The sequence below is a fragment of the Pseudoclavibacter sp. RFBG4 genome, from assembly GCF_002931515.1.
Classification (GTDB): domain Bacteria; phylum Actinomycetota; class Actinomycetes; order Actinomycetales; family Microbacteriaceae; genus Pseudoclavibacter.
The window spans coordinates 373859-396360 of sequence record NZ_PSYC01000024.1 but is presented as its reverse complement, the minus strand read 5'-3'; the positions used below and the strand labels follow the sequence as shown (position 1 = coordinate 396360).

26 protein-coding genes are annotated in these 22502 nt (G+C 65.3%); 13 read left to right on the top strand and 13 right to left on the bottom strand.

From position 1 onward, the window contains the following. Positions 1–99 precede the first annotated feature (99 nt). The gene (locus tag C5E10_RS08820) at positions 100–1128 is read right to left on the bottom strand and encodes a Ku protein (RefSeq protein WP_104331297.1); all 1029 of its coding nucleotides are present in this window, start codon (positions 1126–1128) and stop codon (positions 100–102) included. Positions 1129–1221: 93 nt separating this feature from the next. Here C5E10_RS08820 and C5E10_RS08815 point away from each other — a divergent pair, with 93 nt between their 5' ends. Next, positions 1222–3624, top strand: coding sequence for an ATP-dependent DNA ligase (locus tag C5E10_RS08815; protein ID WP_104331296.1), 2403 nt, complete (start codon positions 1222–1224; stop codon positions 3622–3624). A gap of 90 nt (positions 3625–3714) precedes the next feature. Here the strand turns inward: C5E10_RS08815 and C5E10_RS08810 are convergent, their stop codons facing one another. After that, positions 3715–3918, bottom strand: coding sequence for a hypothetical protein (locus tag C5E10_RS08810; RefSeq protein WP_146080211.1), 204 nt, complete (start codon positions 3916–3918; stop codon positions 3715–3717). Positions 3919–4062: 144 nt separating this feature from the next. On the opposite strand from C5E10_RS08810, the gene C5E10_RS08805 reads away from it, so the two are divergent. Both C5E10_RS08805 and C5E10_RS08800 read left to right on the top strand, forming a co-directional pair. Further along, on the top strand, positions 4063–4626 hold the full coding sequence (locus C5E10_RS08805) for a hypothetical protein (protein WP_104331294.1): 564 nt from the start codon (positions 4063–4065) through the stop codon (positions 4624–4626). Positions 4627–4713: 87 nt separating this feature from the next. Further along, on the top strand, positions 4714–4932 hold the full coding sequence (locus tag C5E10_RS08800; protein ID WP_181062700.1) for a DUF3263 domain-containing protein: 219 nt from the start codon (positions 4714–4716) through the stop codon (positions 4930–4932). A gap of 42 nt (positions 4933–4974) precedes the next feature. Here C5E10_RS08800 and C5E10_RS08795 read toward each other — a convergent pair whose 3' ends face one another. After that, entirely contained in the window at positions 4975–5865 is an 891-nt protein-coding gene (locus tag C5E10_RS08795; protein ID WP_104331292.1) for a DUF5996 family protein, read from the bottom strand. A gap of 166 nt (positions 5866–6031) precedes the next feature. On the opposite strand from C5E10_RS08795, the gene C5E10_RS08790 reads away from it, so the two are divergent. Both C5E10_RS08790 and C5E10_RS08785 read left to right on the top strand, forming a co-directional pair. Beyond that, positions 6032–6274 carry a hypothetical protein gene (locus tag C5E10_RS08790; protein ID WP_146080210.1) on the top strand — a complete coding sequence of 81 codons (243 nt, stop codon included), beginning with the start codon at positions 6032–6034 and terminating at the stop codon, positions 6272–6274. Positions 6275–6342: 68 nt separating this feature from the next. Beyond that, a complete protein-coding gene (locus C5E10_RS08785; RefSeq protein ID WP_104331290.1) occupies positions 6343–6669 on the top strand; it encodes a hypothetical protein in 327 nt (108 codons plus the stop codon). Between the two features lie 19 nt (positions 6670–6688). Here the strand turns inward: C5E10_RS08785 and C5E10_RS08780 are convergent, their stop codons facing one another. Beyond that, positions 6689–6895 (bottom strand): hypothetical protein, encoded by a 207-nt coding sequence (locus C5E10_RS08780; protein WP_104241325.1) that lies wholly within the window; start codon positions 6893–6895, stop codon positions 6689–6691. 87 nt (positions 6896–6982) lie between these two features. Here C5E10_RS08780 and C5E10_RS08775 point away from each other — a divergent pair, with 87 nt between their 5' ends. Both C5E10_RS08775 and C5E10_RS08770 read left to right on the top strand, forming a co-directional pair. Beyond that, entirely contained in the window at positions 6983–7672 is a 690-nt protein-coding gene (locus tag C5E10_RS08775) for a hypothetical protein (protein ID WP_104331289.1), read from the top strand. Between the two features lie 66 nt (positions 7673–7738). After that, positions 7739–8827 (top strand): ankyrin repeat domain-containing protein, encoded by a 1089-nt coding sequence (locus tag C5E10_RS08770; protein ID WP_104331288.1) that lies wholly within the window; start codon positions 7739–7741, stop codon positions 8825–8827. A 53-nt stretch (positions 8828–8880) separates the two neighbouring features. On the opposite strand, the gene C5E10_RS08765 is transcribed toward C5E10_RS08770, so the two are convergent. The 4 genes from C5E10_RS08765 to C5E10_RS18840 form a co-directional block, all read right to left on the bottom strand. Next, positions 8881–9822, bottom strand: a complete 942-nt coding sequence (locus tag C5E10_RS08765; protein WP_104331287.1) for an HNH endonuclease family protein — start codon at positions 9820–9822, stop codon at positions 8881–8883. Positions 9823–9992: 170 nt separating this feature from the next. Next, a complete protein-coding gene (locus C5E10_RS08760) occupies positions 9993–11150 on the bottom strand; it encodes an MFS transporter (RefSeq protein WP_258071059.1) in 1158 nt (385 codons plus the stop codon). 257 nt (positions 11151–11407) lie between these two features. Further along, positions 11408–11581: a hypothetical protein gene (locus tag C5E10_RS19130; protein ID WP_181062698.1), complete on the bottom strand. Its 174-nt coding sequence runs from the start codon at positions 11579–11581 to the stop codon at positions 11408–11410. A gap of 421 nt (positions 11582–12002) precedes the next feature. Beyond that, complete coding sequence (locus C5E10_RS18840) at positions 12003–12785, bottom strand: hypothetical protein (protein WP_146080209.1); 783 nt, start codon at positions 12783–12785, stop codon at positions 12003–12005. On the opposite strand from C5E10_RS18840, the gene C5E10_RS08755 reads away from it, so the two are divergent. The 6 genes from C5E10_RS08755 (at position 12768) to C5E10_RS08730 (ending at position 19417) form a co-directional block, all read left to right on the top strand. Beyond that, entirely contained in the window at positions 12768–14303 is a 1536-nt protein-coding gene (locus C5E10_RS08755; RefSeq protein WP_146080208.1) for a hypothetical protein, read from the top strand. The genes C5E10_RS18840 and C5E10_RS08755 overlap by 18 nt on opposite strands. Further along, positions 14300–16099, top strand: coding sequence for an HSP90 family protein (locus tag C5E10_RS08750; protein ID WP_104331284.1), 1800 nt, complete (start codon positions 14300–14302; stop codon positions 16097–16099). The genes C5E10_RS08755 and C5E10_RS08750 overlap by 4 nt, the downstream gene beginning before the upstream one ends. 257 nt (positions 16100–16356) lie before the next feature. Further along, positions 16357–17331: a helix-turn-helix domain-containing protein gene (locus C5E10_RS08745; protein WP_146080207.1), complete on the top strand. Its 975-nt coding sequence runs from the start codon at positions 16357–16359 to the stop codon at positions 17329–17331. A gap of 123 nt (positions 17332–17454) precedes the next feature. Then, positions 17455–17838 carry a hypothetical protein gene (locus tag C5E10_RS08740; protein ID WP_104331282.1) on the top strand — a complete coding sequence of 128 codons (384 nt, stop codon included), beginning with the start codon at positions 17455–17457 and terminating at the stop codon, positions 17836–17838. A 49-nt stretch (positions 17839–17887) separates the two neighbouring features. Then, positions 17888–18349, top strand: coding sequence for a MarR family winged helix-turn-helix transcriptional regulator (locus C5E10_RS08735; protein WP_104331281.1), 462 nt, complete (start codon positions 17888–17890; stop codon positions 18347–18349). 99 nt (positions 18350–18448) lie between these two features. Further along, positions 18449–19417 carry a zinc-binding dehydrogenase gene (locus C5E10_RS08730; protein WP_104331280.1) on the top strand — a complete coding sequence of 323 codons (969 nt, stop codon included), beginning with the start codon at positions 18449–18451 and terminating at the stop codon, positions 19415–19417. On the opposite strand, the gene C5E10_RS08725 is transcribed toward C5E10_RS08730, so the two are convergent. Genes C5E10_RS08725 through C5E10_RS08705 form a run of 5 tightly spaced genes read right to left on the bottom strand, consistent with a single transcriptional unit; the run spans position 19414 to position 22502 of the window. Then, positions 19414–20058, bottom strand: coding sequence for an MBL fold metallo-hydrolase (locus tag C5E10_RS08725; protein WP_181062697.1), 645 nt, complete (start codon positions 20056–20058; stop codon positions 19414–19416). The two genes, C5E10_RS08730 and C5E10_RS08725, sit on opposite strands and share 4 nt — an antisense overlap. Further along, positions 20055–20240 (bottom strand): HAD hydrolase family protein, encoded by a 186-nt coding sequence (locus C5E10_RS19560; protein ID WP_104331278.1) that lies wholly within the window; start codon positions 20238–20240, stop codon positions 20055–20057. The genes C5E10_RS08725 and C5E10_RS19560 overlap by 4 nt, the downstream gene beginning before the upstream one ends. After that, positions 20237–20587, bottom strand: coding sequence for a hypothetical protein (locus C5E10_RS08715; protein ID WP_104331277.1), 351 nt, complete (start codon positions 20585–20587; stop codon positions 20237–20239). The genes C5E10_RS19560 and C5E10_RS08715 overlap by 4 nt, the downstream gene beginning before the upstream one ends. After that, positions 20584–21555 carry an AfsA-related hotdog domain-containing protein gene (locus C5E10_RS08710; protein ID WP_181062696.1) on the bottom strand — a complete coding sequence of 324 codons (972 nt, stop codon included), beginning with the start codon at positions 21553–21555 and terminating at the stop codon, positions 20584–20586. Before C5E10_RS08710 ends, C5E10_RS08715 begins: the two co-directional genes overlap by 4 nt. Next, positions 21552–22502 (bottom strand): aldo/keto reductase, encoded by a 951-nt coding sequence (locus C5E10_RS08705; protein WP_104331275.1) that lies wholly within the window; start codon positions 22500–22502, stop codon positions 21552–21554. Before C5E10_RS08705 ends, C5E10_RS08710 begins: the two co-directional genes overlap by 4 nt.

Below are 22502 nucleotides of genomic sequence, written 5' to 3'. Positions count from 1 at the left end.
TCCTGGACGTGCGTCTCTGACGGGTTGCGGTCACCGTATCGCCGCGGTCTCGCCCAGCGACTTCGCGCACGTGAACACCCGGTGAACGGGGCAGTCCGTCTACCCGGCCTTCGAGCGCCTCGCTGAGCCGGTCTTCGAGTTCGAGCCGGCCTTCGAGCGCTTGGCTGAGGGGTCGTCGGCCTTCGCCTCGGCCTTGGTCTTTCTCTGCTTCGTGGGAGCGGCCTTCTTCGGCGCAGTCTTGCTGGCAGAATTCTTCTTCGCGCCCGCCTTCTTCTTGCCGCTCTTGCCGGAAGCTCCCGTCGTTGACCTCGTCTTCCTCGCGGTGCCCTTCTTTGCAGGTGTCGTCTTGCCCTTGTCGATGCTCCTGCGAAGCGCCTCCATGAGGTCGATCACCTCGCCGCCTGGTTCCGAGTCCTCGGACTCGCCGAAGGTCGCCGCCGTGTCGAGGGCGTCCCCCTCCGCGAGCTTCGCGTCGATGAGCTGCTGCAGCTGCTCCTGGTAGTCGTCGGTGAAGCGGTCCGGCGCGAAGTCGGCCGCGAACGAGTCGACCAGCGACGCCGACATCTTCAGCTCCTTCGCCGAGATCCTCACACGTTCGTCGAGGGCCGGGAACTTCGCCTCGCGCACCTCGTCGTCCCAGAGCAGGGACTGCAGCATGAGCACATCGCCTCGGGTCCGAAGCGCGCCCAGCCTCGACTTCTGCCGCAGCGAGAAGTGCACGATGGCGGTCCTCTCGGTCTTCTCCAGTGTCTTGCGCAGCAGCACATACGCCTTCGCGGATTTCGAATCGGGTTCGAGGAAGTAGCTGCGGTCAAACATGATCGGGTCGAGTTGCTCGCTCGGCACGAACTCGACGACGTCGATCTCACGACTGCGCTCTTCCGGCAGTGAGCTCAGGTCCTCCTCCGTGAGCACGACGGTCCTGTCCTCCTCGGCGTAGGCCTTGTCGATGTGCTCGAAGTCCACGACCTTCCCGCAGACCTCGCAACGTCGCTGGTAGCGGATGCGCCCGCCGTCCTTGTCATGGACCTGGTGCAGGTGGACGTCGTGGTCCTCGGTGGCGCTGTACAGCTTCACGGGCACGTTGACGAGGCCGAAGGCGATCGAGCCTTTCCAGATGGATCTCATGCGCCCAGTACAGCCGACGAGTCACGTCGGAAACCGGGTCGAGGCTGTGTATTCACCGTTCCGCGATTCAGGAGTCGGGTGCATCCTGGGCCGATGGCGACGTCCCAGCAGACGGTGGTGGTCGAGGGGCACCGGGTGACCCTGACGAACCTCGACAAGGTGCTGTACCCCGAGTCGGGCACGACAAAAGCGGAGGTGCTCTCGTACTACGCGGAGATCGCTCCCTTCATGCTTCCGCACATCCGGCAGCGGCCGGTGACCCGGAAGCGGTGGGTGGACGGCGTCGGCACGGCAGAGCATCCCGGGAAGTTCTTCTTCCAGAAGGATCTCGAGGCGAGCGCGCCGGCCTGGGTGCCGCGGGAGGGGATCGATCACCGGGACCACAGGAACGAGTATCCGATCGTCCGCGATGTCGCGACGCTGACGTGGCTCGCCCAGGTCGCGGCGCTCGAGCTCCACGTGCCGCAGTGGCGCTTCTCGGCTCACGGCGCAGCTCTGAATCCGGATCGGTTGGTGCTCGACCTGGATCCGGGGGAGGGCGCTGGGCTCCTGGAGTGCGCCGAGGTTGCGCGGCTCGCGCGCCGCATCCTGAGGGACATGGGGCTCGACCCGGTCCCGGTGACAAGCGGCAGCAAGGGCATCCACCTCTACACGGCCCTCGACGGAACCCACACCTCCGAGCAGGTGTCGCAGGTCGCGCACGAGCTCGCGAGAGCCCTGGAGGCCGACCACCCCGAGCTTGTCGTGAGCGAGATGAGAACGGCTCTGAGGGCAGGCAAGGTGCTCGTGGACTGGAGCCAGAACAGTGCAGCGAAGACCACGATCGCTCCCTACTCGCTTCGCGGGCGCGCGCGCCCGACCGTCGCCGCTCCGCGCACGTGGCGAGAGCTCGCCTCCAGCAGGCTTCGGCAACTCGAGTTCGCGGAGGTACTGGAGCGGATGCGCACGCGCACGGATCCCCTCGCACCCGTTGCCGAGGCAGGCCAGGAGGACAGGCTGCTGCGCTACCGATCGATGCGCGATGCCGCGAAGACGACCGAGCCCGTGCCCGAGGCGGCCCCACCCTCCTCGGACGGGCGGAGCTTCGTCATCCAGGAGCACCACGCGCGGCGGCTCCACTACGACGTCCGCCTCGAGCGCGACGGCGTGCTGGTGTCCTGGGCAGTCCCGAAGGGCATACCCCCAGAGACCACGCGGAACCACCTCGCGGTCCAGACCGAGGACCACCCGCTCGAATACGCGACGTTCGAGGGGATGATCCCGAGCGGCGAGTACGGCGCAGGCGAGGTGCATCTCTGGGACTCCGGTACCTACGAGCTCGAGAAGTGGCGGGACGGCGAGGAGGTCATCGTCACGCTCCACGGCGCGGCCGCGGGCGGACTCGGCCAGCCGACACGGGTGGCCCTCATCCACACGCGGGGGAGCAGCGACGAGAAGGACACCTGGCTGCTGCATCGGATGGAGCGAGGAAGTCGTTCGACGAAGACCCCGAAGCCGAAGCTCCACGGCCCCGGGCAAGAAGGTGGTGCCGGGAGCTCGATAGCGCCCATGCTCGCAACGCCTCGAGAGAAGGGCGTCTTCGAGGACGAAGAGGAGTGGGCCTTCGAGATGAAATGGGACGGCCTCCGTATCGTCGCCACCGTGCAGCCGGACGACATCCGTCTGCGCACGAGGAACGGCAACGACGTGACCACGGTCTACCCGGAGGTCGTCGATGCGCTGCAGGCGAGCACGGCGGGCCGGTCGGTGGTCGTGGATGGCGAGGTCGTGGCGCTCGATCGCAGGGCACGGCCGGACTTCGGTCGGCTGCAGGCGAGGATGGGCCTGCGATCGCCGAGGGACGTGGCACAGGGTGTGAAGGATGTGCCCGTCGAGTACTTCGCCTTCGATCTGCTCGAGGTCGAGGGTCAGAGCCTGCTTCGTCGGCCATACGTCGAGCGCCGTGCCTTGCTCGATGAGATCGTGCGGGAAGCGCACGGCCTGCGGGTACCACCCGCGATCCCCGGCGACGCCCGACTCGCCCTGTCCAGCAGCGCAGAGCTCGGGCTCGAGGGCATCATGGCGAAGCGTCTCGAGAGCGTCTACCGACCGGGACGGCGCTCGGAGAGCTGGGTCAAGGTCAAGCACCACAGGTCCCAGGAAGTGATCGTCGGCGGGTGGAGGCCGGGGCGCGGACGCCGGTCGGGTGCGATCGGCTCGCTGCTCGTTGGCGTGCCAGGGGTCGACGGGCTTCGCTACGTCGGCCGGGTCGGCACCGGCTTCAGCGATCGAGACCTGGAGCGCGCGCTCGGCAAGCTCGAGCTGGAGACGACGGGGACCTCGCCGTTCGAGAACATACCGGCGTCCGACGCGAAGGGCGCCGTCTGGGTAGCTCCGGTGTTCGTCGGCGAGGTCGAGTTCGCGGAGTGGACCGCTGGCGGAAGGCTCCGGCAACCGAGCTGGCGAGGATGGCGACCCGACAAGTCACCCGCCGAAGTGGAGCCTGCGGGGGAGTGAGCTCCGAGCGTGAAGCGGGCCGGCGACACCTGGGCTGAGGACGACGAAGGCCGGGCCCGCCATCGCGGACCCGGCCTTGCGTGAGACCGTTCAGCCGTTGACGCCGGCGGGCGGAATCGTGTCGTCGCGGTGCTGCGCTGCGTCGTCGCGGACCTGCGTCGGCGGCTGGTCGGGTCGTTCCTGGTTCGGTTCGCCGGTGCCGAGGCCCTGGATCGACTCGGCTTCGAGCCGCTCGTTGGTCTCGTCGAGGGCGGCGTCGTTCTCGGACTCTGGGTTCGCGTGCTGATCTGACATGACAACGACCGTACGCATACCAGCCGAGACGAAGATGAGTGCGTGACGGGCCCCTCCCGGGGCTGGTCGCGCATCCGTTCACACGGAGACCATAAGGTGCTGGTGGAGAATCGGCATCGCCCGACCTTGAGGAGACCGCTGTCTATGACGAGCACCCGGCCCGCGCCGCCTGCCCACGCACGAGCGGCGTCGCAGCGACGCCGGCGACGTTCACTCGGCAATACCGTGCTCGGCGTGCTCGGCACGGCCCTCATCTTCGCTGGAGCGGCGGTGCTCGCGGCGTCGCTCTTCGCGCCGACCACGGTCGAGCGCGGATATGGTCAAGTCAAAGCGGCGGTGAACGACGTCGCGGCTGAGGTACAGCTCCCTGCGGTGCGACTCGGCGTCGAGGGCGGACAAGCCGAACTCGACGTATGCGACGGCTCCTTCATCGAGATGACCTCGTACCGGAACACCGTCGGAGTACCAGCCGTCTACGCGGCGCACAACAATTGCGGGGGCGACGTCGTCTTGAACTGGGAGGTCGGCACGCAGTTCGAGGTCGAAGGGCAACCGGGCACGTTCGAGGTCGTCGACGTTCGGCACACGGCAAAGCACTGGGAGACGACCGAGGCGCTCATCGGGTTGCAGGGCGATTTCGCGTTGCAGTCCTGCTTCTACGGCGAAGACCGGATGCAGTTCGTCGGCGTCCGTCCCGTAGCCGGTTAGGGCTGCTCGCCAGTCTCCGGCATGCACGAAACGGGGGCGGAAATCAAGAGCTGGAGCCTTGATTATGTCGTCACCTATCCTGCGGAGATGATCACCACACGAGCAAGGGCGCTCCTCGACTTCGAGACCGCGAATCCTGAGCGCAACGTCTCGAAGCTGGAGAAGATCCGAGGGCTCGGCCTTACCCCTGACGGCTACGAGGCCCGGCTCGAACAGCTGGTCGCCGACGTCGACGTCATGGCCGAGTATCCCGAGCTCGTCTATCGCTACTGGAACCAGCGGCGCGGGCAGGAATCTCGCCGCTGAGCTCCTCAGCTGGCCAGTGCTACGGCGCTCTGGCGCCCGATGCTACGCGTTCCGGTTGACGCTCTGCCAGTCGGCGAGCGTGGCCGCAGCGTTGTACGTGGCGGTCAGGAAGCCATGGACAAGCGCATCCGGTTCAGCGGACGCTCGCACCGCTTCGTAGGGCAGGAGGAACTCGCCGAGCGCATCGTCCCAGTACGCGCCGTTCGGAACCTGCGCCTCGGCGAAGCCTGCTGGTGAGGGGTACGCGTACGAGTAGTAGGCGCCCTCGCGCCCGCCACCGGGCCAGAAACCGGCGCTCGAGATCTCGTGCGAGTACCCCTCGATCATGACCTCGTGGGGGCAGTTCGGAGCGCCACCCGGATGCTCGGGCGCTTCGCGTCCGGAGAAGCGCGTGACGGCCAGGTCCATGGCACCCCAGAAGAAGTGCACGGGGCTCACCTTCCCGGTGAACTCGGCCCTGAACCGCGAGAGCGCGCGGTCGGCGTCGACGAGCTGCTGCCAGAACGCGTGCGCCGCGTCCGGGTCGTAGCTGCAGTGCTTCGTATCCTCGGCGAACGGAATCGCGAGCTCGACCTCGTTCGGGGCCCCATGGATGCGCGGGTGCAGGTCGAGCTCGGCGAGCAGCTCGAAGAGCCCAGCCGAGAACTCGGCGACCGACATCGGCACGAGCGGCAACGTGCGCTCGCCGCCGTCGCTGTGACGGATGACGAGCAGGTGCGTGGCGAAGTCGAACTCGATGTCGAAGATCGCGTCGCCGTGCACCTGCGAGCCCGTGCCCAGCCCACGCGGTGTGACGTGCAGGGTCACGTTCCACCAGTGGTTGACATGTGGCGTGCTCACCATTCGGATCTTTCCGACGATCTGCAGCCAACGGTGGAGGGTGTCCCGGGTATCGGTCCAGCTGTCGACGGTGAGAAGAGGTCTGTCGGTCACGCCATGACGATAGCCGAGGCGACCGCACCGCGGCCAGATGCGGGCGTCTGACCTCCGTCTCGTGGGCGAGCCGAGTCTCCGGCCGAGGGCTGAGTAATCTCCCCCTCACAGGCGAAGGCACGCCGGCGAGGAGCGCATAGCTTGAGGAGTGACGAAGGGATACGACATGGACAACGCAGAACGCGGAGGCGCCACGAGTGGCGCGAACGGATCAACGCAGATGAGCGTCGGCATGTCCCTCGGCCTCCTCATCGGCGTCACCCTCGCACTGATCCTGGACAGCTGGGCCATCGGACTGGGCATCGGGGTTCTGGCAGGCATCCTCATCGGAATCGTCTGGTTCCTCGCGGTCCGAGGCAGAGCTAGCGCGGACGGTGAAGGAGATGCTCGTGCAGACAACGGTGCTTGAGCGAACGCGCTCACGTCGATGACTGCGCGCCGTTGCACGCTGACCACAGAGATCTGCATACTGAGGCCATGCCCCGCGTCCAGCGCATCATCCTCGCGTCCGGCTTGCTGCTGACCGCTGCGCTTGCGCTGGTGATCGTCGCGAGCCAGATCGGCATGACGTGGTACTCCGCGCCTGGGGCCAGCGGCGTCGCCACGAAGCAGGTCGCGGTGTTCGAACCAGCGATCGTCGGGACCGTGCTGACCGCCCTCGCCGCCCTAGCGCTTCTCGCGCAGGTCCTGGTCGTCGCACGGCGCACCGTGCCGCGTTGGACCTGGGCTGCATCTGGCGCAGCCTCGGCTCTCGCCGTGGTCGCAGCCGTTGTCGTGTCCACGGCAGACCGCCCAGTGTTCTAGGCCTCGCCGCTGTCGCGCGCTAACTCTGATCGGGAAGCCAATCCGAGGTGAAGACGATGTCGAGGAGCATCGTCGTGATCTCCAGGCCGGCGAGGGCTCCCGCGGCCAACAGGACGATCGCGACCGTCACGACGGTTCGACGCCGTCGTCCGAGCGGGGTGAGGAGCAGGACACCGCTCGCGAGCACCACGGCGCCGAGCACGAGGCCGAACAACGGGAAGGTCATCCACGCATCTTGGCTCGACGAGAATCCTGGTGCCTGTGAGCGCGGCCGCAAAGCTGCCCCTCCGCGTCAGCCGCCTAGGATCGCGCCATGACCAAAGTCGCGGGCCCCCGATCGGGCAACGGGTACTGGGGCACGCAGATCGTCGTGACCGCGCTGCTTGGGGCCGGGAGCGTTGCAGCCAGCTACGTCCTCCTTGTCGTCAAACCGGATGAGCCGGGCGGCGCGGTCCTCATCGCGCTCATCGGCATCGCGCTCCTCACTACGTTCGCGTGGACCGTCGACACGGCGACACGGTCGACCCCGCTCGAGCGAGCTCTCTTCGCCTGGGCGATCATGCAGCACGAGGCGGCAGGACACGGGAACGACGCACTCGCGATGAGCGATGCTGCGCGGGCACGTGACGGCACCCTCGACGCATATCGAATCCGCACCCTGCAAGCCCTTAGGCCCGGCAATCCCTACCCGAGTCACCTCCCGGTCTCGGATGCAGCGAGAGGCGAACCCGCGGCGGCCAGGCGAGACACCGGCCCGGACCGAACCCGCCTCGCGCTGGCCGCGCTCTTCCTGGCGTTGACCGGCCTCTACTTCAGCTGCATTCCGCCCGTGTTCATCCTCGGCTGGCCGTTCCAGCTCGCCGCGTCGATCATGGCGGTGTTCGCGATCGTGCCGCGCGGTCGTGGGCGCCGCCTGGGTATCGCCGCAGCGAGCGTGTCCGTGCTCGGGACGCTCGTGACGCTCGTCCTTCTGCTCGTGAGGATCCTCCAGGCGCTCACCTGACGCTCGTCGTCGGCCGAGCCGCTGGCGCAGACCCGCGCACCCGCCGCACTACCAAGGCAACCCGTTATGCTCCTGGCCAACGACGCGGAGGAGATCACCTTGGCCAAGAAGCGCACCACCCTTCCCAAGGAGTTCCGCACGGGCGAGCTGTACTCGATCGCCGAGCTGGATGGCATCTTCGCGAACGTTGAGGTGACCGCCGTCGGTCGCGACTACACCAAGGAATCTGCGCTCATGAGCGAGCGGCTCGACGCCGACGGCATCCGCTGGCTGATCGAGCGTGGGGCCCAGGTCAACGCGACGGACCGCTTCGGCAACACCGCGCTCACGCACCATTCGATGTGGAGAACGAATCTCGACGTCGTCTCCACCCTGCTCGAGCACGGCGCAGACCCGAACATCACCGGGCACTCATCGCCGTTGGCGTCTGCCGCTGAGTACATGAACGTCGATGGGCTCGAGCTGCTGTTGGAACGCGGTGCCGACCCGATGCTGAGCTTCGGTCGCCCGGATGGGAATGCCCTCGACCGCGCGATGACCCGAATGAAGGACTATCAGGCAGCCGCGGCGCTCGAGGTGGCGCGCATCCTCGTCGCCCGAGGTGCGAGTGTCACCGGCGACACTCCGAAGTACCTGCGTCAGACCATGTCTCGCCTCCAAGGCCTCGTCGCCCGTGGCAAGGGCTCCGAGGCGAACCTGGCGCAGCTCCACGAGCTCTTCGAGCTGCTTGGCGTCGAGCCGTCGGTGCCGCCGCGTGTGCTTGCTCCCGGCGCACCGATCACGGTGACCGTCGAGGCGTGGAAGGGGCAGTACAGCGAACTCTGGAAGATGCTTGTGCCGGGAGGGGGTCCGGCCGAGAGCGTGCAGGGAGAGGTTGTGCGTATCGCCGGGCGCGTCGGCCACGAACTGCTCGACAACGGCGGCGGCAACTGGGACAAGGACTTCGACCAAATGCTGCAGACCTACCGGATGCACGTGCGAACGGGCGCGACGCTCAGCGAGGACGACCTCGACAGGGTCGACGAGGCGGTCGAGACCCTGACCGGCGGTGGTTACGACGAAGACGCCGTCGACACGCTCACCGAGCTCGCCGTGGCCTGGGTGCTCCGAAACCCCGACCGCGTCGGATTGACGCCTCCGAAGTACGCGCGCTAGTCAGCCGCGAGCGCTCAGACGTCGTTGTCCTCGGAGGGCGTCCGCACTGTCGGCTAGCCCTTCCGCTGGTGCCGGAGGACGGCGGCCGCGAGAGCGGTGAGCGTCGCACCGATGAGCCCCAGCGCCCAGGGCAACGCAGAGGCAGTGGTCCCGTTGGCGGCGGGCGAGTCCGCTTCCTCAGCCGCCATGCTCGGTTCGGTCACCTCAGCGCCCGTCGGCAGGGAGCACGAGGTCACACCCACGACGGGGACACCGTTGATCGTGCCGCCGTTGAGGATCGCATCCTGATCGATCGGGGTGACCGCGAGGTCGTAGCTCGTGAGGACGTTCGTCATCTGGGCCAGGTAGGTGCAGTGGAAGGCCGTGTTCGTCGGCATCCACTCGGAGGCGAGGCGCATGCCCTTTGCTGAGTTCGCGCGACCCTCAACAGCCTGCAGGTTCACAGGGTCGTTTGAGAAGGCCTCACGCTGGGCCGCGTCCCATGTGTTCGCCCCACCGGTCCAGGCTGCGGCGAGTGGGACGATGTGGTCGATCTGGACGGCACCGGACGTCGCGACACCACGGGTGAAGGGGACCACCTCGCCCGTGTACGGGTCATCGAGGGTGCCTCGTTCCACGATGCAGGCGCTTCCATCGCGGAGTACGAAGTTCGTGAGGTCCCGCTGCAGCATGTCGTTGCGCGCGTCGCAGCCGTTGCCGTCCGGGTCCGACCAGTGCACGAACAGGTCGCGGTCGTACTCCGTCGCGGACGAGTTGACCGTCCGCAGCCCTTCAGCGGCTGCTGCCACCGCAGCGCCGTCGACGTACCAGGCACCGTCGACCTGGGACGCGAACCCGGCGTCGACCAGGGGTGCGATGTTGCTCTTGGTCACGTCCAGCGCGATTGGAACGTGCGGGGCGTCCGTTGCGGCCAGAGCAGGGGCGGCGACGAGGGTGGTGGCTGCGATTGCGAGGAACGCACCAGCGGCGCCCGTGCGGAGGAGGGAGGAGGACATGCGTGCCTGCAAGGTTAGAACGAAGTGACTGCTCCTTTCGGCGGACGCGCGCGGGAAGCGGAAGAGGAGGTGCCGAGGCAGCTCGGAGATCTCGATGTGGGCGTCAACCTGTTCTGAGGGGCGTCCGTCTTCCGTGGTGGGCGTCGAGTGGTGCCCACAACGAACTCGATCTACCCATAGACCCGTCGCGCGAGGAGCGGGAGCGGCGCAGAGACGGCCAGGAGCAGCGCGAGAGCGAGCAGCACGCTGGGCGTCGTGAGCGCCGCGCTGGTGCCACCAGCGAACGCGCTACCCGCGGCTGAAGCGACGAGCGAGACACTGATTCGCAAGCCGGAGGCACTGCCGATGGTGCCCGTGTCGGCGGCGTTCTCCGTCGCTGACGCCAGGAGCACGGCGATGGGGCCGGCTGCCGCACCCACGCAGAAGAGGAGCAGCCCGAACAGCCACAGGGTCTCCAGCGTCATTGCAGACAGCGCGAGCGCAGCACCCGTGAAGGCGAGAGCCGACACCAGCTGCTTGCTCGGAGAGACGGACCATCGGATGGCGCCGTAGGCAATCGCACCGAGCACCTCGCCAAGTGCGAGAGCGGCGAACAGAAGGCCAGAGGCGTCAATGGCGTCGTTCGCTTCGGCGACGCGGGGGACGACAAGAACTGCGACTCCACCGACGGTTCCCGTAACTGCAGCGAGGGCGAGAATCGCCAGCATCGGACCCCGAAGCCACCTCACGGGTTCACGTGGTCGGACGGTCACGGGAGTTGCGTCAGCGCGACGAGCGGTGCGCAGGAAGAACCCGGCGCTGAGCACGGCGAGGCCACCGATCATCAGGATGATGATGTCGGGTCCCGCGATGACGACGACCAAGCTGACGAGGAGTGGCCCGAGCACCAGGCCCGTTTGGAAGCAGGCTCCGAGGAGCGAGTAGCTCGCGACACGTTCTCTTGGACCGAGCGAGGATCTCGCGAGCCAGACACGGACCGCCGTCGTGATCTCCGGCAGTGAAACTCCCGCGACGAAGGCGGCGATGAGCAACGCCGCCGTCCAGGACGAAGCTGAGCGGCCACAGAGCACGAGCGCGAGGATCGCGATGAGGAACGTGGCAGCTGCGGCGGTGATGGTCTTGCGTGTTCCGATCCGATCGATGAGGTACCCCTGGCCGATCAGGCCGACTGCGGTTCCGCATGTGAGAGCCGCGCTTGTCCAGCCCGCGGTGACGAAGGACCCGGTCCAGGCGTGCACGGTCAGGACCACGGCGATAGGGATCATTCCCAGGGGCACAGTTGAGATCAAGACCGAGAGAAGCTGTCCGGCCACTCGCCGGTCTCGCATCAATCCGCGATAGATCTGCCGCTGCTCCGCACCCGAGGATGCACTCATCGTCTTGGGGGAGTCATGCGTGCGTGGGGCAGCCTGCTGCTCGACATGGTTCCGAGAAACGCAGATCGACGTTGGGAATCGCCCGCGAGCAGTCGATCCTTGGGCTCCGCCTCAAGCCATTCCGGGTCGTGCGCGCCGAGCCCACCCCCGGACGAGGCCGAGAACGCGTTGCCCAAGTTCTGGTTCGTGCCTGATCGAGTGTCGACCAACTAGAACGGGTGCTCGGACTGCCAGTCCATCCAGCAGTCGTCCGAACAGAACTGTGGGTACGGGCCAACGTAGTTCGGGTCGAGTATGTTGTGGCACTCGTGCCACTTGCAGGTACCTTCGCCGTGGTCGGTCGTCTCGACTCTTGGTGGGGTGTGCGTCTTGATGGAAGTCATTCTGGGCTCCTTCGCCCGGTGTGTTTCGAGGATGTTACGCAATCTGGATGCTTTTCGATCACCCGGTTGATTTCCTGGCTCCTCTGGGGGGTCACGCCCGGCGGACTCCGTTCAACCGGTCTGAGGGACGTCATCGCGGTGGGTCTCGAGATCACGACGACTCTGGCGGTCGTCCGGGGGACTCGAACGGCGTGAGCATCCGCGGCAAGGACCAGGCGGCTTCTTCTTCGGGGCGCAGCTCATGGCCGGCACCCGCGGCGGGCTGACGACCTCGGTGTCGGCCGCCCGCGGCGGCCACCACACGATGTGACTCCTCGGCATCCGTACGTGGTCAGTGGTCCGCGAAGATCGCGTGAACGCTCGACGATTCGTGAGGAGTGGCCGACCGGTTTCGGCTGATGAACGGGCTCGTCGACAGCGGCTAAGTTGATTCGAGGCATCCATTCGGCTCAATGATCGCGTCGAAACGTACTCGTACTCGGAGGACCACATGATCGGTTACGCAGACCTGCAGGCTCTTCAGGGGGAGCAGCGCGAGCGCATCCAGGCCCTTTACGATCGCAGTCACCGCCTCTGGGCGCTCCCGAACGATATGGGCAAGATTGACGCTCTTGAGGAGTTCATCGGTGACTGTGAACGTGCTCAGCTGCCGCCCCTCATCGCCAGCGCGCTCTTCGACCTGCACGTGACGTACGGTGACGGCGGTCTGACTCGCGAAGCGCTGACAGCCTTCGCACGACTCATGCGTCACCTCGACCGCTACGGCGACCTGGTCCATCCAAGCAACGTCACCCGCATGCTCAACGCAGTGGCCACGAGTACCCTCACCATGCTGAACGACCCGACACTGCCACTCGAGCAGCTCACGCGAGTCATCGATCTGGTCGAAGCTCAGGTGCGCAGACGCGGCACCGACCCAGTCGGCGTGCTGGTCGCCAGGGCAGCAATCGCTTCGGCCCGCGGCGATGGCAGCGAAACTGCCGACTGGATCGAGCGGTGGCGTTCCGAGGCAAGTGAGGAATGGCGAGCGGACGATCTCGGGGTCATCCAAATCGAGCTGCCGCTCATTGCAAGCTTCGACCTGCAGCGCGCCACCGAGACACTCGAGCAACGACTGCGGATGTTGGGCATCGACCGTGATCGACTCGACATTCAGCAGCGTATCGAAGCGATTCCTGTGCTCGCCATGCTCGCGTTCTTCCATCTTCGCTCCGGCAACATCGCCGAGGCCCGCGCCATCGCCGATCAACTGCTCGATGGCGTGGGTATCGAGGTCCTCGCCCGCGAGGCAGTGGCCTGCCAGCTCATCCCCATCCTGGAGCATCGTCCCGACGCGGCCATCTTCGTTGTCGACGAGGTCTTGCGCAACCTGTCGTTTGACGAGAGCGACGCGGAGACCTTGGCCGCGGTGGCGCGAAATCGGCTCCTCGCCGACCCTGATGGGGACGAGGGTGGCCTCATCCGAGTTCTCGCGCATCAGGCTGCAGCGGCCCTCGACCGGCGCGGTGCGACCGACACGCACGTCCGTGAGCTCGCAGACTTCTGGTGGGCGGGCCTTGAGTCCCGGCCCACGCCGAGTGTGGTCCAGGACGACAAGACCTGGGGAGACCCAAGTGAGCGTGCACTGCTGATCCTCTCCGCCGGGTGGCTCACAAGAGCAGGCTCGGTGCGCGAAGACCGCATCCCCGTGTCCCTGTGGGAGAGATACACGGCGCTGTTCGACAGATTCCGTGAGCTCATGGCAACAGCGAGTATGGAAGAGACGAATGCCCTCGCTGCCGAGCTCGAAGCTGAGGGAGAACGTCTCCGCTGCGCAACCACACGCTTCTGTGTCCCGCTTTTTCACTCACTCCAGTCGTCGATGCTCGGCGCCAACGGCCAGGTCGTCGACCTCTACCAGCGTGCGCAGCGCTCCCTGGCGACCGACCCTACGGCGGTGAACGCCACGTACCGCGGGTTCGCGCCCTCGGCCTTCCTCCTCGCGCTCCTCGACGGTGTCTCCACACCCAGCGTGCCGTGGGCGCAGGTCGACGCGGTCATCGACGTCGAGGATCAGCTCCGGACGTGGACAGGCGGCTCCGAGGCTCGAGTCCATTTCGCTCGAGCGGAGATCGCCGCCCACAATGGCGACCTGGCGGAGCTGCGCGAACGCACCGACCGCATGTTCGCCAGCCTAGCTGCCGGTGAGGAGCCCTTTGATCGGAACATCCTCGACCTCGTCGCAGTCCGGCAGACGGCGCTGACCCTCCCCGACATCGCCCGGAGGGCGGCCATCCGCGTCGCGGAAGCAGGCAACGAGCTGCAACGGCGCGGTGCGGCAGGCTGGTTGTGCTGGATGCGGGTGCGCGACGGTGACCCTTCCGGCGCCACCGAGCTGGCTGCGCTGCTCGAGTCGGTCGGTGGTGCCACCGAGGAGATCGAGCAGTTGCCCGGCTGGGCGATGCTCGAGGCGTTGACCGACTCAGATGTCGATCTCGTCTCGGTGGTGGATGCGCTCCTCACCGAGGCAGTTGCGGGTGACTGCACGGAAATCGAACTCTTCGCGGCCGCGAGCCGAGTGCTGCAGGACCGAGCCCCGAACGACCCGCGGGGAGTGGAACTGAGGAATGAGGTCCAGAGAACCGCACGCCGTCTCGACGAGCGCAACGGCCACAACGGGTGGAGCACGCATCTTCACGACCGTTGGCTGAACGAGGACCGGGTCTTCGGGGCGCGAGTATGAGCGACGAGCGCTTCCTCGTCGACCTCCGCGGACTCGTCGACATCCTGTCCCACCACTTGTACTCCAGCCCGAGGGTCTACCTGCGTGAGCTCATACAGAACGCGCGGGATGCGGTGGTCGCACGGCACGAGATCGATCCGGACTCACCAGAGCAGATCAGCATCACCGTCGACGAGGCTTCCGGGGCAGTGATCGTCCGAGACCAGGGCATCGGCCTCACCGAACAGGAAATGCGCGACGTACTCGCGACTATCGGTGCGTCGAGCAAGCGAGAAGACTTCGCTCGGACCCGGCGCAAGTACCTCGGGCAGTTCGGCATCGGGCTGCTGTCCTGTTTCCTGATCGCGGACCGCATCGAGGTACGTTCTCGCAGCGCCCGGACTGCAGATGCGGCCACGATCAGCTGGGTAGGTAGCGCGGACGGCACGTTCGCCATCAGCCCCGCCACCGAACCCCTCGCTGAGCCAGGCACGGAGGTGCGCGTAAAGGCCCGCCCTGACGAGTGGGAATGGACCCAACCGCATCGAGTGCGACTGCTGGCAGAACGCTTCGCGGGACTGCTCGAGCTGCCCGTCGCGCTTCATCGCGGACCCGTCTTGCCCGCTGAGATCGTCAGCCAGCGGACACAGCCCTGGCGGGGCAGCGCACAGGAAATGGAGGACTGGGCGCACCAGGAGCTGGGATTCCGGCCACTCGCAATCCTCCCGGTCGCTGTGCCCGGCGCGGGGGTGCGCGGGCTCGCGTTCATCGCTGATAGCCCCGGCCAGGTTGGCACGCGTCGAGGTGACACTGTCTACTCGAAGGGCATGTTCGTCACCGACAGCAGCGTGCAATTGGTTCCATCCTGGGCGTACTTCGTGCGCCTCGTCGTGGAAGCCGGTGATCTGCCGCTCACTGCATCCCGCGAGGCACTTCAGGATTCGTTCACCATCGACGCCGTCAAAGAGCAGGTGGGCATACAGGTCCGGCAAGGCATCGAGCGTTTCGCTGAGAACGATCCCGCTGGCTTCTCCAGATTCTTGGATGTCCACGCCAAAGGCTTGATGGCGATGGCGGTCAGCGACGACGACATGCTCGATCTCGTGTCGCAGAGCGTGAAATGGGAGACCAACGAGGGCTACCAGACCCTGGCGCAGATGCGGCGCCGCGCGGAGGTGGTGCTCTATACGACCTCGATGACTGACTTCACGGCATTCGCTCCGATTCTCGCCGCGCGCGGGACACCCCTCGTGAACGCCTCCTATGTCTACGGACGTGAAATCCTGCGACGTCTGGTCGAGCGTCCGCTTCGAGGGGCAAGGCTGCGAGCCTTCGATGCGGGGCGCTTCATCGATGAGCTTCAGCGTCCGCTTGCCGGGGACACTGCGGCCCAGCTACTTGAGGAGCAGGCACGCCCGGTGCTGCAGCAGCTCGGGGTTGCACTCGACCTGCGAGAGTTCTCGCCCGTCACGGTGCCGGTGCTCTTCGTCGGGGCCTCCGGGGACGCTGAGTTCAACGCAGCCGGCGATGACCAAGCCGACGGCGATGACGCCTGGGGCGCCCTCCTCAGCGATCTCGTCACGGCAGCTGAGTCGTCTGCGTCGCACGGCCCACGCCTGGTCGTCAACGTCGGAAGCACTTCGGTGCGCGCGTTCGGGACGATCAAGGATCGCTACGTCCGAGAGGAGGCGATCGCCGGCCTCTACGTCATCGGCAGGCTCACCGCGGGGGAGCGCCTCCAGCCACAAGATGCGGTGCTCCTCAACCGGGCCCTGCAGGCGCTGATGACCGCGGCGGGAGATGCCGAGACCGAGTGAACAACCCGTCGCTGCGGCATCCTCACCTCAGCGCACCGTGCGAGCATCCCGCAGTTCCTTGCAACATTGGATCCATGACGTGAACGAGGCCAGTGCGGTCGTGCTTCGATCACACGCAGGTGTCGCGCCCACCATGACCTAAGTATTTCGCTGCGATTTCTCGTTATCGGTGAGCGTTCTGAACGAACCGGCGACAGCATACGAATTTGCCGACGATTCCACAACAACGTGTCCCCGACCAAGTTCAGACACCTAGGGTGCTGATTGGCGTCGAACCACTCGTGGAAGGTCTGACGCCTGGATTGAGCGCGACGATCGGGGTGGCGATGCTCTCTGCATATGCTCAGGGCCTTAAGGATGGTGACGCCCTGCAGTGGCTGCACGAACAGGGCTGGGGTGTTCAAGATGATGAAGCGTCAGTTCGTGCTCATGTGGACTTCATCGGGACCCGAACGTTCTTGGTGGGGCGCAACTGGCAAACGACGACGGCCGTTGACACAGACGCGGACTCGTACAATCCCGACCTTGTCCATGTGTGTTTTGTTGTGAAGGGTTGTCTCTTGCTCCAGGCCGGAGAAGGGAAGAAAGAAGAAGTCCCTGCGCCGTACTTCTTCACGTATTCAGCGCGTCGACCGGTGCGCATCTCCGCTGTGGAGCCCTATTCCTGTCTCTTTATCGGGATACCAAGGGAGCGTCTCGTAGATCTTCCGTGGGTCGAGAGTCAGGCACCTGGACCCTTCATGATGACCAGCAGTCTTCGAAGAGTCCTCATTGCATCTTTGAATGCCTCCTTCGAATCACAACTCAAAGAGGGGCAGGTTGGCTTCCACTCCTGGAGGCGCGGGATCGAGGACCTGCTGCTTGCAACGCTCGCCGATGCGAACGTGCAGCACAATACGAACTGTCAATCGCCTCGAGATTCGCGTCTCGCTCGCGCGCACCTCCTGATCAAGGAGAATTTTCAAGACCCAGCCTTTTCGATCCATGTGCTGGCCCGTGACCTCAACATCTCCGTGTCGCAGCTGCACCGAATTTTCGCACACGAAAGCAATTCAGTAGGCGCGCTTGTTCGCCGCTTGCGCGTAGACCGGGCGCGGATGCTTCTACGGTCAAGCGATAATACAAAATCGGACCGTTACAGAATCGCGCAAGAAAGCGGATTCGGGTCACTGCGAACCATGCGTCGACTTTTGAGCCAGGAATCCGCAGAACGCAAGCCTGCCGGGGACTGAATCCAGACACGGCGGCGAACACTGCAACGCGCCGATGCGTAGTCGTGCAGGCACGAGCGGTGACCAGGGCCCAGACGTTGCGGACGCTCTGGGTGGCGAGGCGGATGCCCGCATAGGACTGACATGACTTCCGGCACCACTCCCACTGCAACCCTGCCGTTGAACCAGGTGCGCGTCTTCGACTTGGAGGCCACCGGCATTGGGATACCCGTGTTGGGCAACGACAGTGCGTGGCATCACCACGGGGTCCGCCTCGACGACGCGCACACCGCACGCGCAGACGCCGTCGCCGCGGGATCGCTCGTGCTGATGCGGCAGTCGCTGTTCCGAGACCTTGCCTCAGGGGTACTCCTGGGCCTTCAGCGGGCCGCGTATCGGGGGCAGGTGACCGGCTTCGAAGCCTATCGACGGCGCACGGAGCCGGGCTTTGATTGTCTAGGTTCGCGTGAATCGATAGGAGGCGCGCTGACTCGGTCATGGTTCGTGTCTTCGTCACTACACTGCTGAAAAGCAGTACCGTGAATCTGCCGTCAACTCATCCTTTGGAGCCCACCGCATGCCGCAATCCCCCCGCGCCGCGACCACACCGCAATCTGTCGCAGAACGCCTCGGCTCCTCCCTGAAGGCCGCTGAACAAGTCCTGATCGCGGCAAAAAGTCGCGCATTGCGAGAGTTCGATCTCACTGTGCCGCAATATGCGACGCTGCTAGCCCTACATCTCACCCCCGGACAGTCCGCTGCGCAGCTGGCCCGAGCTGCTACGGTGTCGCCGCAGACGATGTCGACGATCGTAGGCAACCTCGAGATGAAGGGCCTCGTCAGGCGTGAGGTTTCTCCGCTCCACACTCGAGTCCTCGTCACCACGATCACGGGCGAGGGTACCGAACTTGTTGTCGCCGCCGATGCGAAGGCACGCGCCATCGAGGATGCCCTCGCGGCGCAGTTCAGCCCTGGCGAGCTCATCGCATTTCGCGACTACCTCCAGCGTGCCATCGAACAGCTCCAACGCGAGGCATAGGCAGCAGCTCCTAGCTTCACGGGGAGTGCTGACTTATGACAGGGCACTGATACTCTCGTGGTGGTGCAGCAAGCATCACTGAAATAGGGGGTCATCAGCATGAAAGCAATCTCGATCGTCAACTTCGAAGGTCCAGCCGCGCTCACCTATGGCGATGTTGGCACGCCCAGAATCGGGCCGAAGGATGTCGCGGTCGCCGTTGAGGCAAGCGGAGCGAATTTCGTGGAAGCACTCTTCGCACGTGGCTTTGTGGGGATTGAATTGCCCTGGGTGCCAGGCATTGAAGCTGCGGGCACGGTGATCGCAGTGGGTCAAGAGGTCCGACGCGTCAAGGTCGGTGAGCGCGTCGCAGCCCTGACGATCAACAACGGTGGAGGGTACGGGGGAGTGGCAGTGACGCGGTCCGAACTGGTCGCCCCCATCCCCGACAGCCTGGATTGGATTCAGGCAGCCGCGCTGCCAGCGAACACGACGACAGCTTTCGCGCTGGATGGCGAAGTCGCTCACTTCGGCTCGCAAAAGGCCGTGCTCGTCCTGGCTGCGGTCGGCGGTCTTGGATCGCAGGTGGGGCAGGTCGCCAAGTTGCGCGGTGCCGGCGTCGTCGTCGGAGTCGTTGGAACGGAAGCCAAGAAGGCTCTTGCGCTCGATCTGGGTTACGACGATGTGGTGCTCCGCGAGGAGCTGACGGGCGACCTGGGCCAGCAGTTCGATGTCGTCGTCGACCCAGTCGGCGGCGCAGTGCGCGAAGCAGCGTTGGGGCACTTGCGATTCGGCGGGAAGCTACTGAGCGTTGGCAACGCGTCCCAGTCGGAACCAGTCCTCGTGGACGCGACGCAGCTGTGGCTGTCAGGCACAGGCGTCCAGGGGTTCAACCTTGGCGCCCTTTGCGCTCTCGAGCCAGAAAGGGCCAGTTCCTATCTAGCGGATGCTGTCGCAGCGGTCGCGGATGGCGCCGTGCGGATTCACGTGGAGGGCACGGCGCCACTCGCTGACGCTGGTGCAGTGCTGGCGCGCATCGAGGGTGGGGCGACGAGCGGCAAGTGGGTGCTGGAGCACCCGGCGGCTTAGGACCCGAGGTCCTCCTGGGCCCCGGTAAACACTGGACCGTGGCCCGGGAGGATGACGTGGGTGCCGATGCCCGCTGTGACCAGTTTGTCAAGTGATTCTCTGAGTGCCCGAGGATCGCCCGTAGGGGCGATAGCTTGCGGTGGTGACGATGCGAAGTACGAGTCGCCGCTGCAGAGCAGCTCTGCGTCAATTCCGATGAGGTAGGCAAACGATCCCGCGGTGTGGCCCGGAACCGCGTGCGCGGTCACGTGTAAATTGCCGGCATGAATCTCCGGGCCAGGCAGTGCGAACACGTTCTTCGGGAGCTGCCGGGGATACCCGACGAGTGCGTGGGATGGGAAATCCGGCGGAAGCCCCGACTCCGGTTCGACCAACAGCTGCAGGTCGCTCGCGCCAACATAGACCGGCACGTCAAGTTCGTCGGAGAGCGGTTGCGCGTCCCACGAATGGTCCATGTGTCCGTGGGTGAGCAGGACACCATGGACCCGCACGCCTATGGACGCAACCGCGGGTAGGAGCCAGCGGGTACTCCCCTTCCCGGGGTCCACGATCACTGCATCGAGACTGTCTTCGTCGAAAACGACATAGGAGTTCGTGTCAAAGCCATGACCAAACGATTCACCCACGAATCTGGCGCTCACGTGCGCACCGATGGACGGTGTTGTTCGATTTCTCCCGAGGTGCGAACCCAGAATCCGCCCCCCACCGCTTCTAGCATCGGGAGATCGCTCTCGTGATCACCAAAGGCGATGCAATCTGCTGGATCGACGCCATTCCTGACGCAGTACTCCAGGATGGCGTAAGCCTTGTTCTCTCCAATCATGGGCGTCTGCAGGGTTCCGAGATATCGGTCACCCGCCTAGCTTCGGCGATGAAGTGCGCGGGCGACCAGAAGGTCGCGCCTTGAAAGAACGTGGAGGCGTAGAAGATCGCCTCCAATTCGTCCGCTGAAACCGCGCTGTCGAGGAGCGCACTCTTGGCTGCCTGGACTGCCATTTCGGGTGCAGACAGGTCATGCTCGACAGGAAGCTGCGCGACGCCCGACCTTGCGGCGGTCGCTCCGAGCACGGTTCCGTTGGCGACCGCCTCTGCGGTTCGTTCGAAGGATGATGGCAGGTAGCTCCTCGCGCTCTCGATAAAGACTGGCTTGAGGACGGATCCGGATCTCACGCGGCTTCCTCCGCGGAGAGCTGCAGATCAAACCTTCCGAGTGCGATACCTCGTGCATCCTGAATTTCGCCGAAGAGTCGGCTTCGCGTTGCCACGCCGTCCTGCGCCGACTCCCCAACGATTCGTCCCGCGTCGTCGTTCTCAAGGAAGTTGTAGAACATGCACGCCCCGGAGACAGGGCGCGCCAAAGCGCCGAAACTGTACTGTGCCGCCTGGCGGACAGCTTCGAGAATGACCATGCCGGGAACATGGTCCTGTGCGTGATCGAACATGCTTGGGTTGGAGAACTGCGGTTGAATCTGGCAGACGAGTTCGCGATGGCTAGGCCGAGACGGATCAGCGATTACGACATTGATCGGATGCCGTCGACCGACGGATTGTGGTGTGACACCGACCGTTGGCGCCGAGATGAGTGCACCCTCAGCATCCCCACCTCGCTGAGTCCGTCCCCCGCGGAGGACCGAGTAGACCGGATCCGTCAAGAAGCTCGTCTCGAACTTCACACGTCCGACGAAATTCGAGCCGTTGTAGAGCTCCGAGGTGAATACGGCGGTCTGAGGAATTCCACGTCGTTCTCGAATGACTTCGATCTGGGTGTTCGCGACGATGGACCTGCGCGCGTCGAGTCCGTCGTAGCGGAGGGTCCGCAGGTCGAATGCGAGCTCGTTCAGCACGAACTTCGTGCTGGTGGGTAGGGCGAGTGCAGTGTGCGCGATGCACGAGCAGCTCTGTCGAACGATCTCGATGAGCGCCAGAGGGTCGACGTACATCGTGGGCTCGTGGTGATCATTGAAGTAGAGGTTGCTCCGTGGAACCTGCCCCACGGTGCTCCAGACATCTCCTGCCTCGGAGACGCTGCCGAGAAGGAAGATCTCCCCAATGCTCGTTCGGTGTGTCAGTATGGCGGATGCGCTCTGGTCGAGCGGCGAGAGACGCGCCGGCTCAGGCGTGAGTGCCTCGAGAGTCAACTGCGGCCTCCGATAGCTGCTGGAAGCGCGTCCAGCTTGGACATCCATTCGGGAGTGAGCGCGAGTCGCTCCGCGCCGAGGTTTTCGAGGAGATACTCGATTCGCTGGGTGCCCGGGATAGCCGTTACGTGGGAACCCTGCGCGAGCACCCAGGCGAGTGCGACCTGGGCTGGGGTGGAGTGCGAGTCCGCGGCGCAAGCGCGGACAATCTCGACGAGCTCAATGTTTGCTGCCATGCTGTGCGCCTGGTATCTCGGGTGGTTGAGGCGCCAGTCACCCTCCGGGAGGTCCTCAGGAGACGACAGGGCGCCCGTGAGGAAGCCTCGTCCGAGTGGGGAGAACGCGATGAAGGCAATCCCGTTCTCCTCGCAGTAGGGGAGAACTTCGTCGAGCGCGTCTCGACTCCAGAGGGATAGCTCGGACTGCACGGACGCGACGGGGTAAATGCTCTGCGCGCGTTCGATCTCCCGGACGCTTACTTCGGACAGGCCGATGCTGGCGGTCAGCCCACGTTCAACGAGGGTGGCCATGGCTTCCCAGCTGCGCTCGATTGGGACCGCCGGATCAACGCGATGGAGCTGATAGAGGTCGACCTGGTGCGTCCGGAGTCGCAGCAGGCTCGCTTCGAGCGCAGCGGAGAGATGTTCGGGTCGCCCGTCCCGGCTTGTCTTTCCGTGCTCGTCGACGACAAGGCCACCTTTTGTGGCGATCGAGACTCGGTTGCGGAGAGTCTCAAGGGCCTCGCCGACGAGGGCTTCGTTTGTGAACGGTCCGTACTGGTCGGAGGTGTCGAAGAAGTCGACTCCGCGAGCGACTGCCTCTCGCAGGAATTCCAGTTTCTTCGCGTGTTCGATGCTGGGGTCCTCGTAGGCCCAGCTCAGTCCCATGCATCCGAGACCTATCCGACGGGCGGCTGTCGAGGATTCTGAGCTCAGGTCGTTTGGCAT

What these genes read in the sequence shown, in the direction of transcription:
- C5E10_RS08820 (WP_104331297.1), bottom strand. Translation starts at nt 1,128, where the DNA reads ATGAGATCCATCTGGAAAGGCTCGATCGCCTTCGGCCTCGTCAACGTG.
- C5E10_RS08815 (WP_104331296.1), top strand. Translation starts at nt 1,222, where the DNA reads ATGGCGACGTCCCAGCAGACGGTGGTGGTCGAGGGGCACCGGGTGACC.
- C5E10_RS08810 (WP_146080211.1), bottom strand. Translation starts at nt 3,918, where the DNA reads ATGTCAGATCAGCACGCGAACCCAGAGTCCGAGAACGACGCCGCCCTC.
- C5E10_RS08805 (WP_104331294.1), top strand. Translation starts at nt 4,063, where the DNA reads ATGACGAGCACCCGGCCCGCGCCGCCTGCCCACGCACGAGCGGCGTCG.
- C5E10_RS08800 (WP_181062700.1), top strand. Translation starts at nt 4,714, where the DNA reads ATGATCACCACACGAGCAAGGGCGCTCCTCGACTTCGAGACCGCGAAT.
- C5E10_RS08790 (WP_146080210.1), top strand. Translation starts at nt 6,032, where the DNA reads ATGGACAACGCAGAACGCGGAGGCGCCACGAGTGGCGCGAACGGATCA.
- C5E10_RS08785 (WP_104331290.1), top strand. Translation starts at nt 6,343, where the DNA reads ATGCCCCGCGTCCAGCGCATCATCCTCGCGTCCGGCTTGCTGCTGACC.
- C5E10_RS08780 (WP_104241325.1), bottom strand. Translation starts at nt 6,895, where the DNA reads ATGACCTTCCCGTTGTTCGGCCTCGTGCTCGGCGCCGTGGTGCTCGCG.
- C5E10_RS08775 (WP_104331289.1), top strand. Translation starts at nt 6,983, where the DNA reads ATGACCAAAGTCGCGGGCCCCCGATCGGGCAACGGGTACTGGGGCACG.
- C5E10_RS08770 (WP_104331288.1), top strand. Translation starts at nt 7,739, where the DNA reads ATGCTCCTGGCCAACGACGCGGAGGAGATCACCTTGGCCAAGAAGCGC.
- C5E10_RS08765 (WP_104331287.1), bottom strand. Translation starts at nt 9,822, where the DNA reads ATGTCCTCCTCCCTCCTCCGCACGGGCGCCGCTGGTGCGTTCCTCGCA.
- C5E10_RS08760 (WP_258071059.1), bottom strand. Translation starts at nt 11,150, where the DNA reads ATGCGAGACCGGCGAGTGGCCGGACAGCTTCTCTCGGTCTTGATCTCA.
- C5E10_RS19130 (WP_181062698.1), bottom strand. Translation starts at nt 11,581, where the DNA reads ATGACTTCCATCAAGACGCACACCCCACCAAGAGTCGAGACGACCGAC.
- C5E10_RS08755 (WP_146080208.1), top strand. Translation starts at nt 12,768, where the DNA reads ATGCTCGCGTTCTTCCATCTTCGCTCCGGCAACATCGCCGAGGCCCGC.
- C5E10_RS18840 (WP_146080209.1), bottom strand. Translation starts at nt 12,785, where the DNA reads ATGGAAGAACGCGAGCATGGCGAGCACAGGAATCGCTTCGATACGCTG.
- C5E10_RS08750 (WP_104331284.1), top strand. Translation starts at nt 14,300, where the DNA reads ATGAGCGACGAGCGCTTCCTCGTCGACCTCCGCGGACTCGTCGACATC.
- C5E10_RS08740 (WP_104331282.1), top strand. Translation starts at nt 17,455, where the DNA reads ATGACTTCCGGCACCACTCCCACTGCAACCCTGCCGTTGAACCAGGTG.
- C5E10_RS08735 (WP_104331281.1), top strand. Translation starts at nt 17,888, where the DNA reads ATGCCGCAATCCCCCCGCGCCGCGACCACACCGCAATCTGTCGCAGAA.
- C5E10_RS08730 (WP_104331280.1), top strand. Translation starts at nt 18,449, where the DNA reads ATGAAAGCAATCTCGATCGTCAACTTCGAAGGTCCAGCCGCGCTCACC.
- C5E10_RS19560 (WP_104331278.1), bottom strand. Translation starts at nt 20,240, where the DNA reads ATGATTGGAGAGAACAAGGCTTACGCCATCCTGGAGTACTGCGTCAGG.
- C5E10_RS08705 (WP_104331275.1), bottom strand. Translation starts at nt 22,502, where the DNA reads ATGCCAAACGACCTGAGCTCAGAATCCTCGACAGCCGCCCGTCGGATA.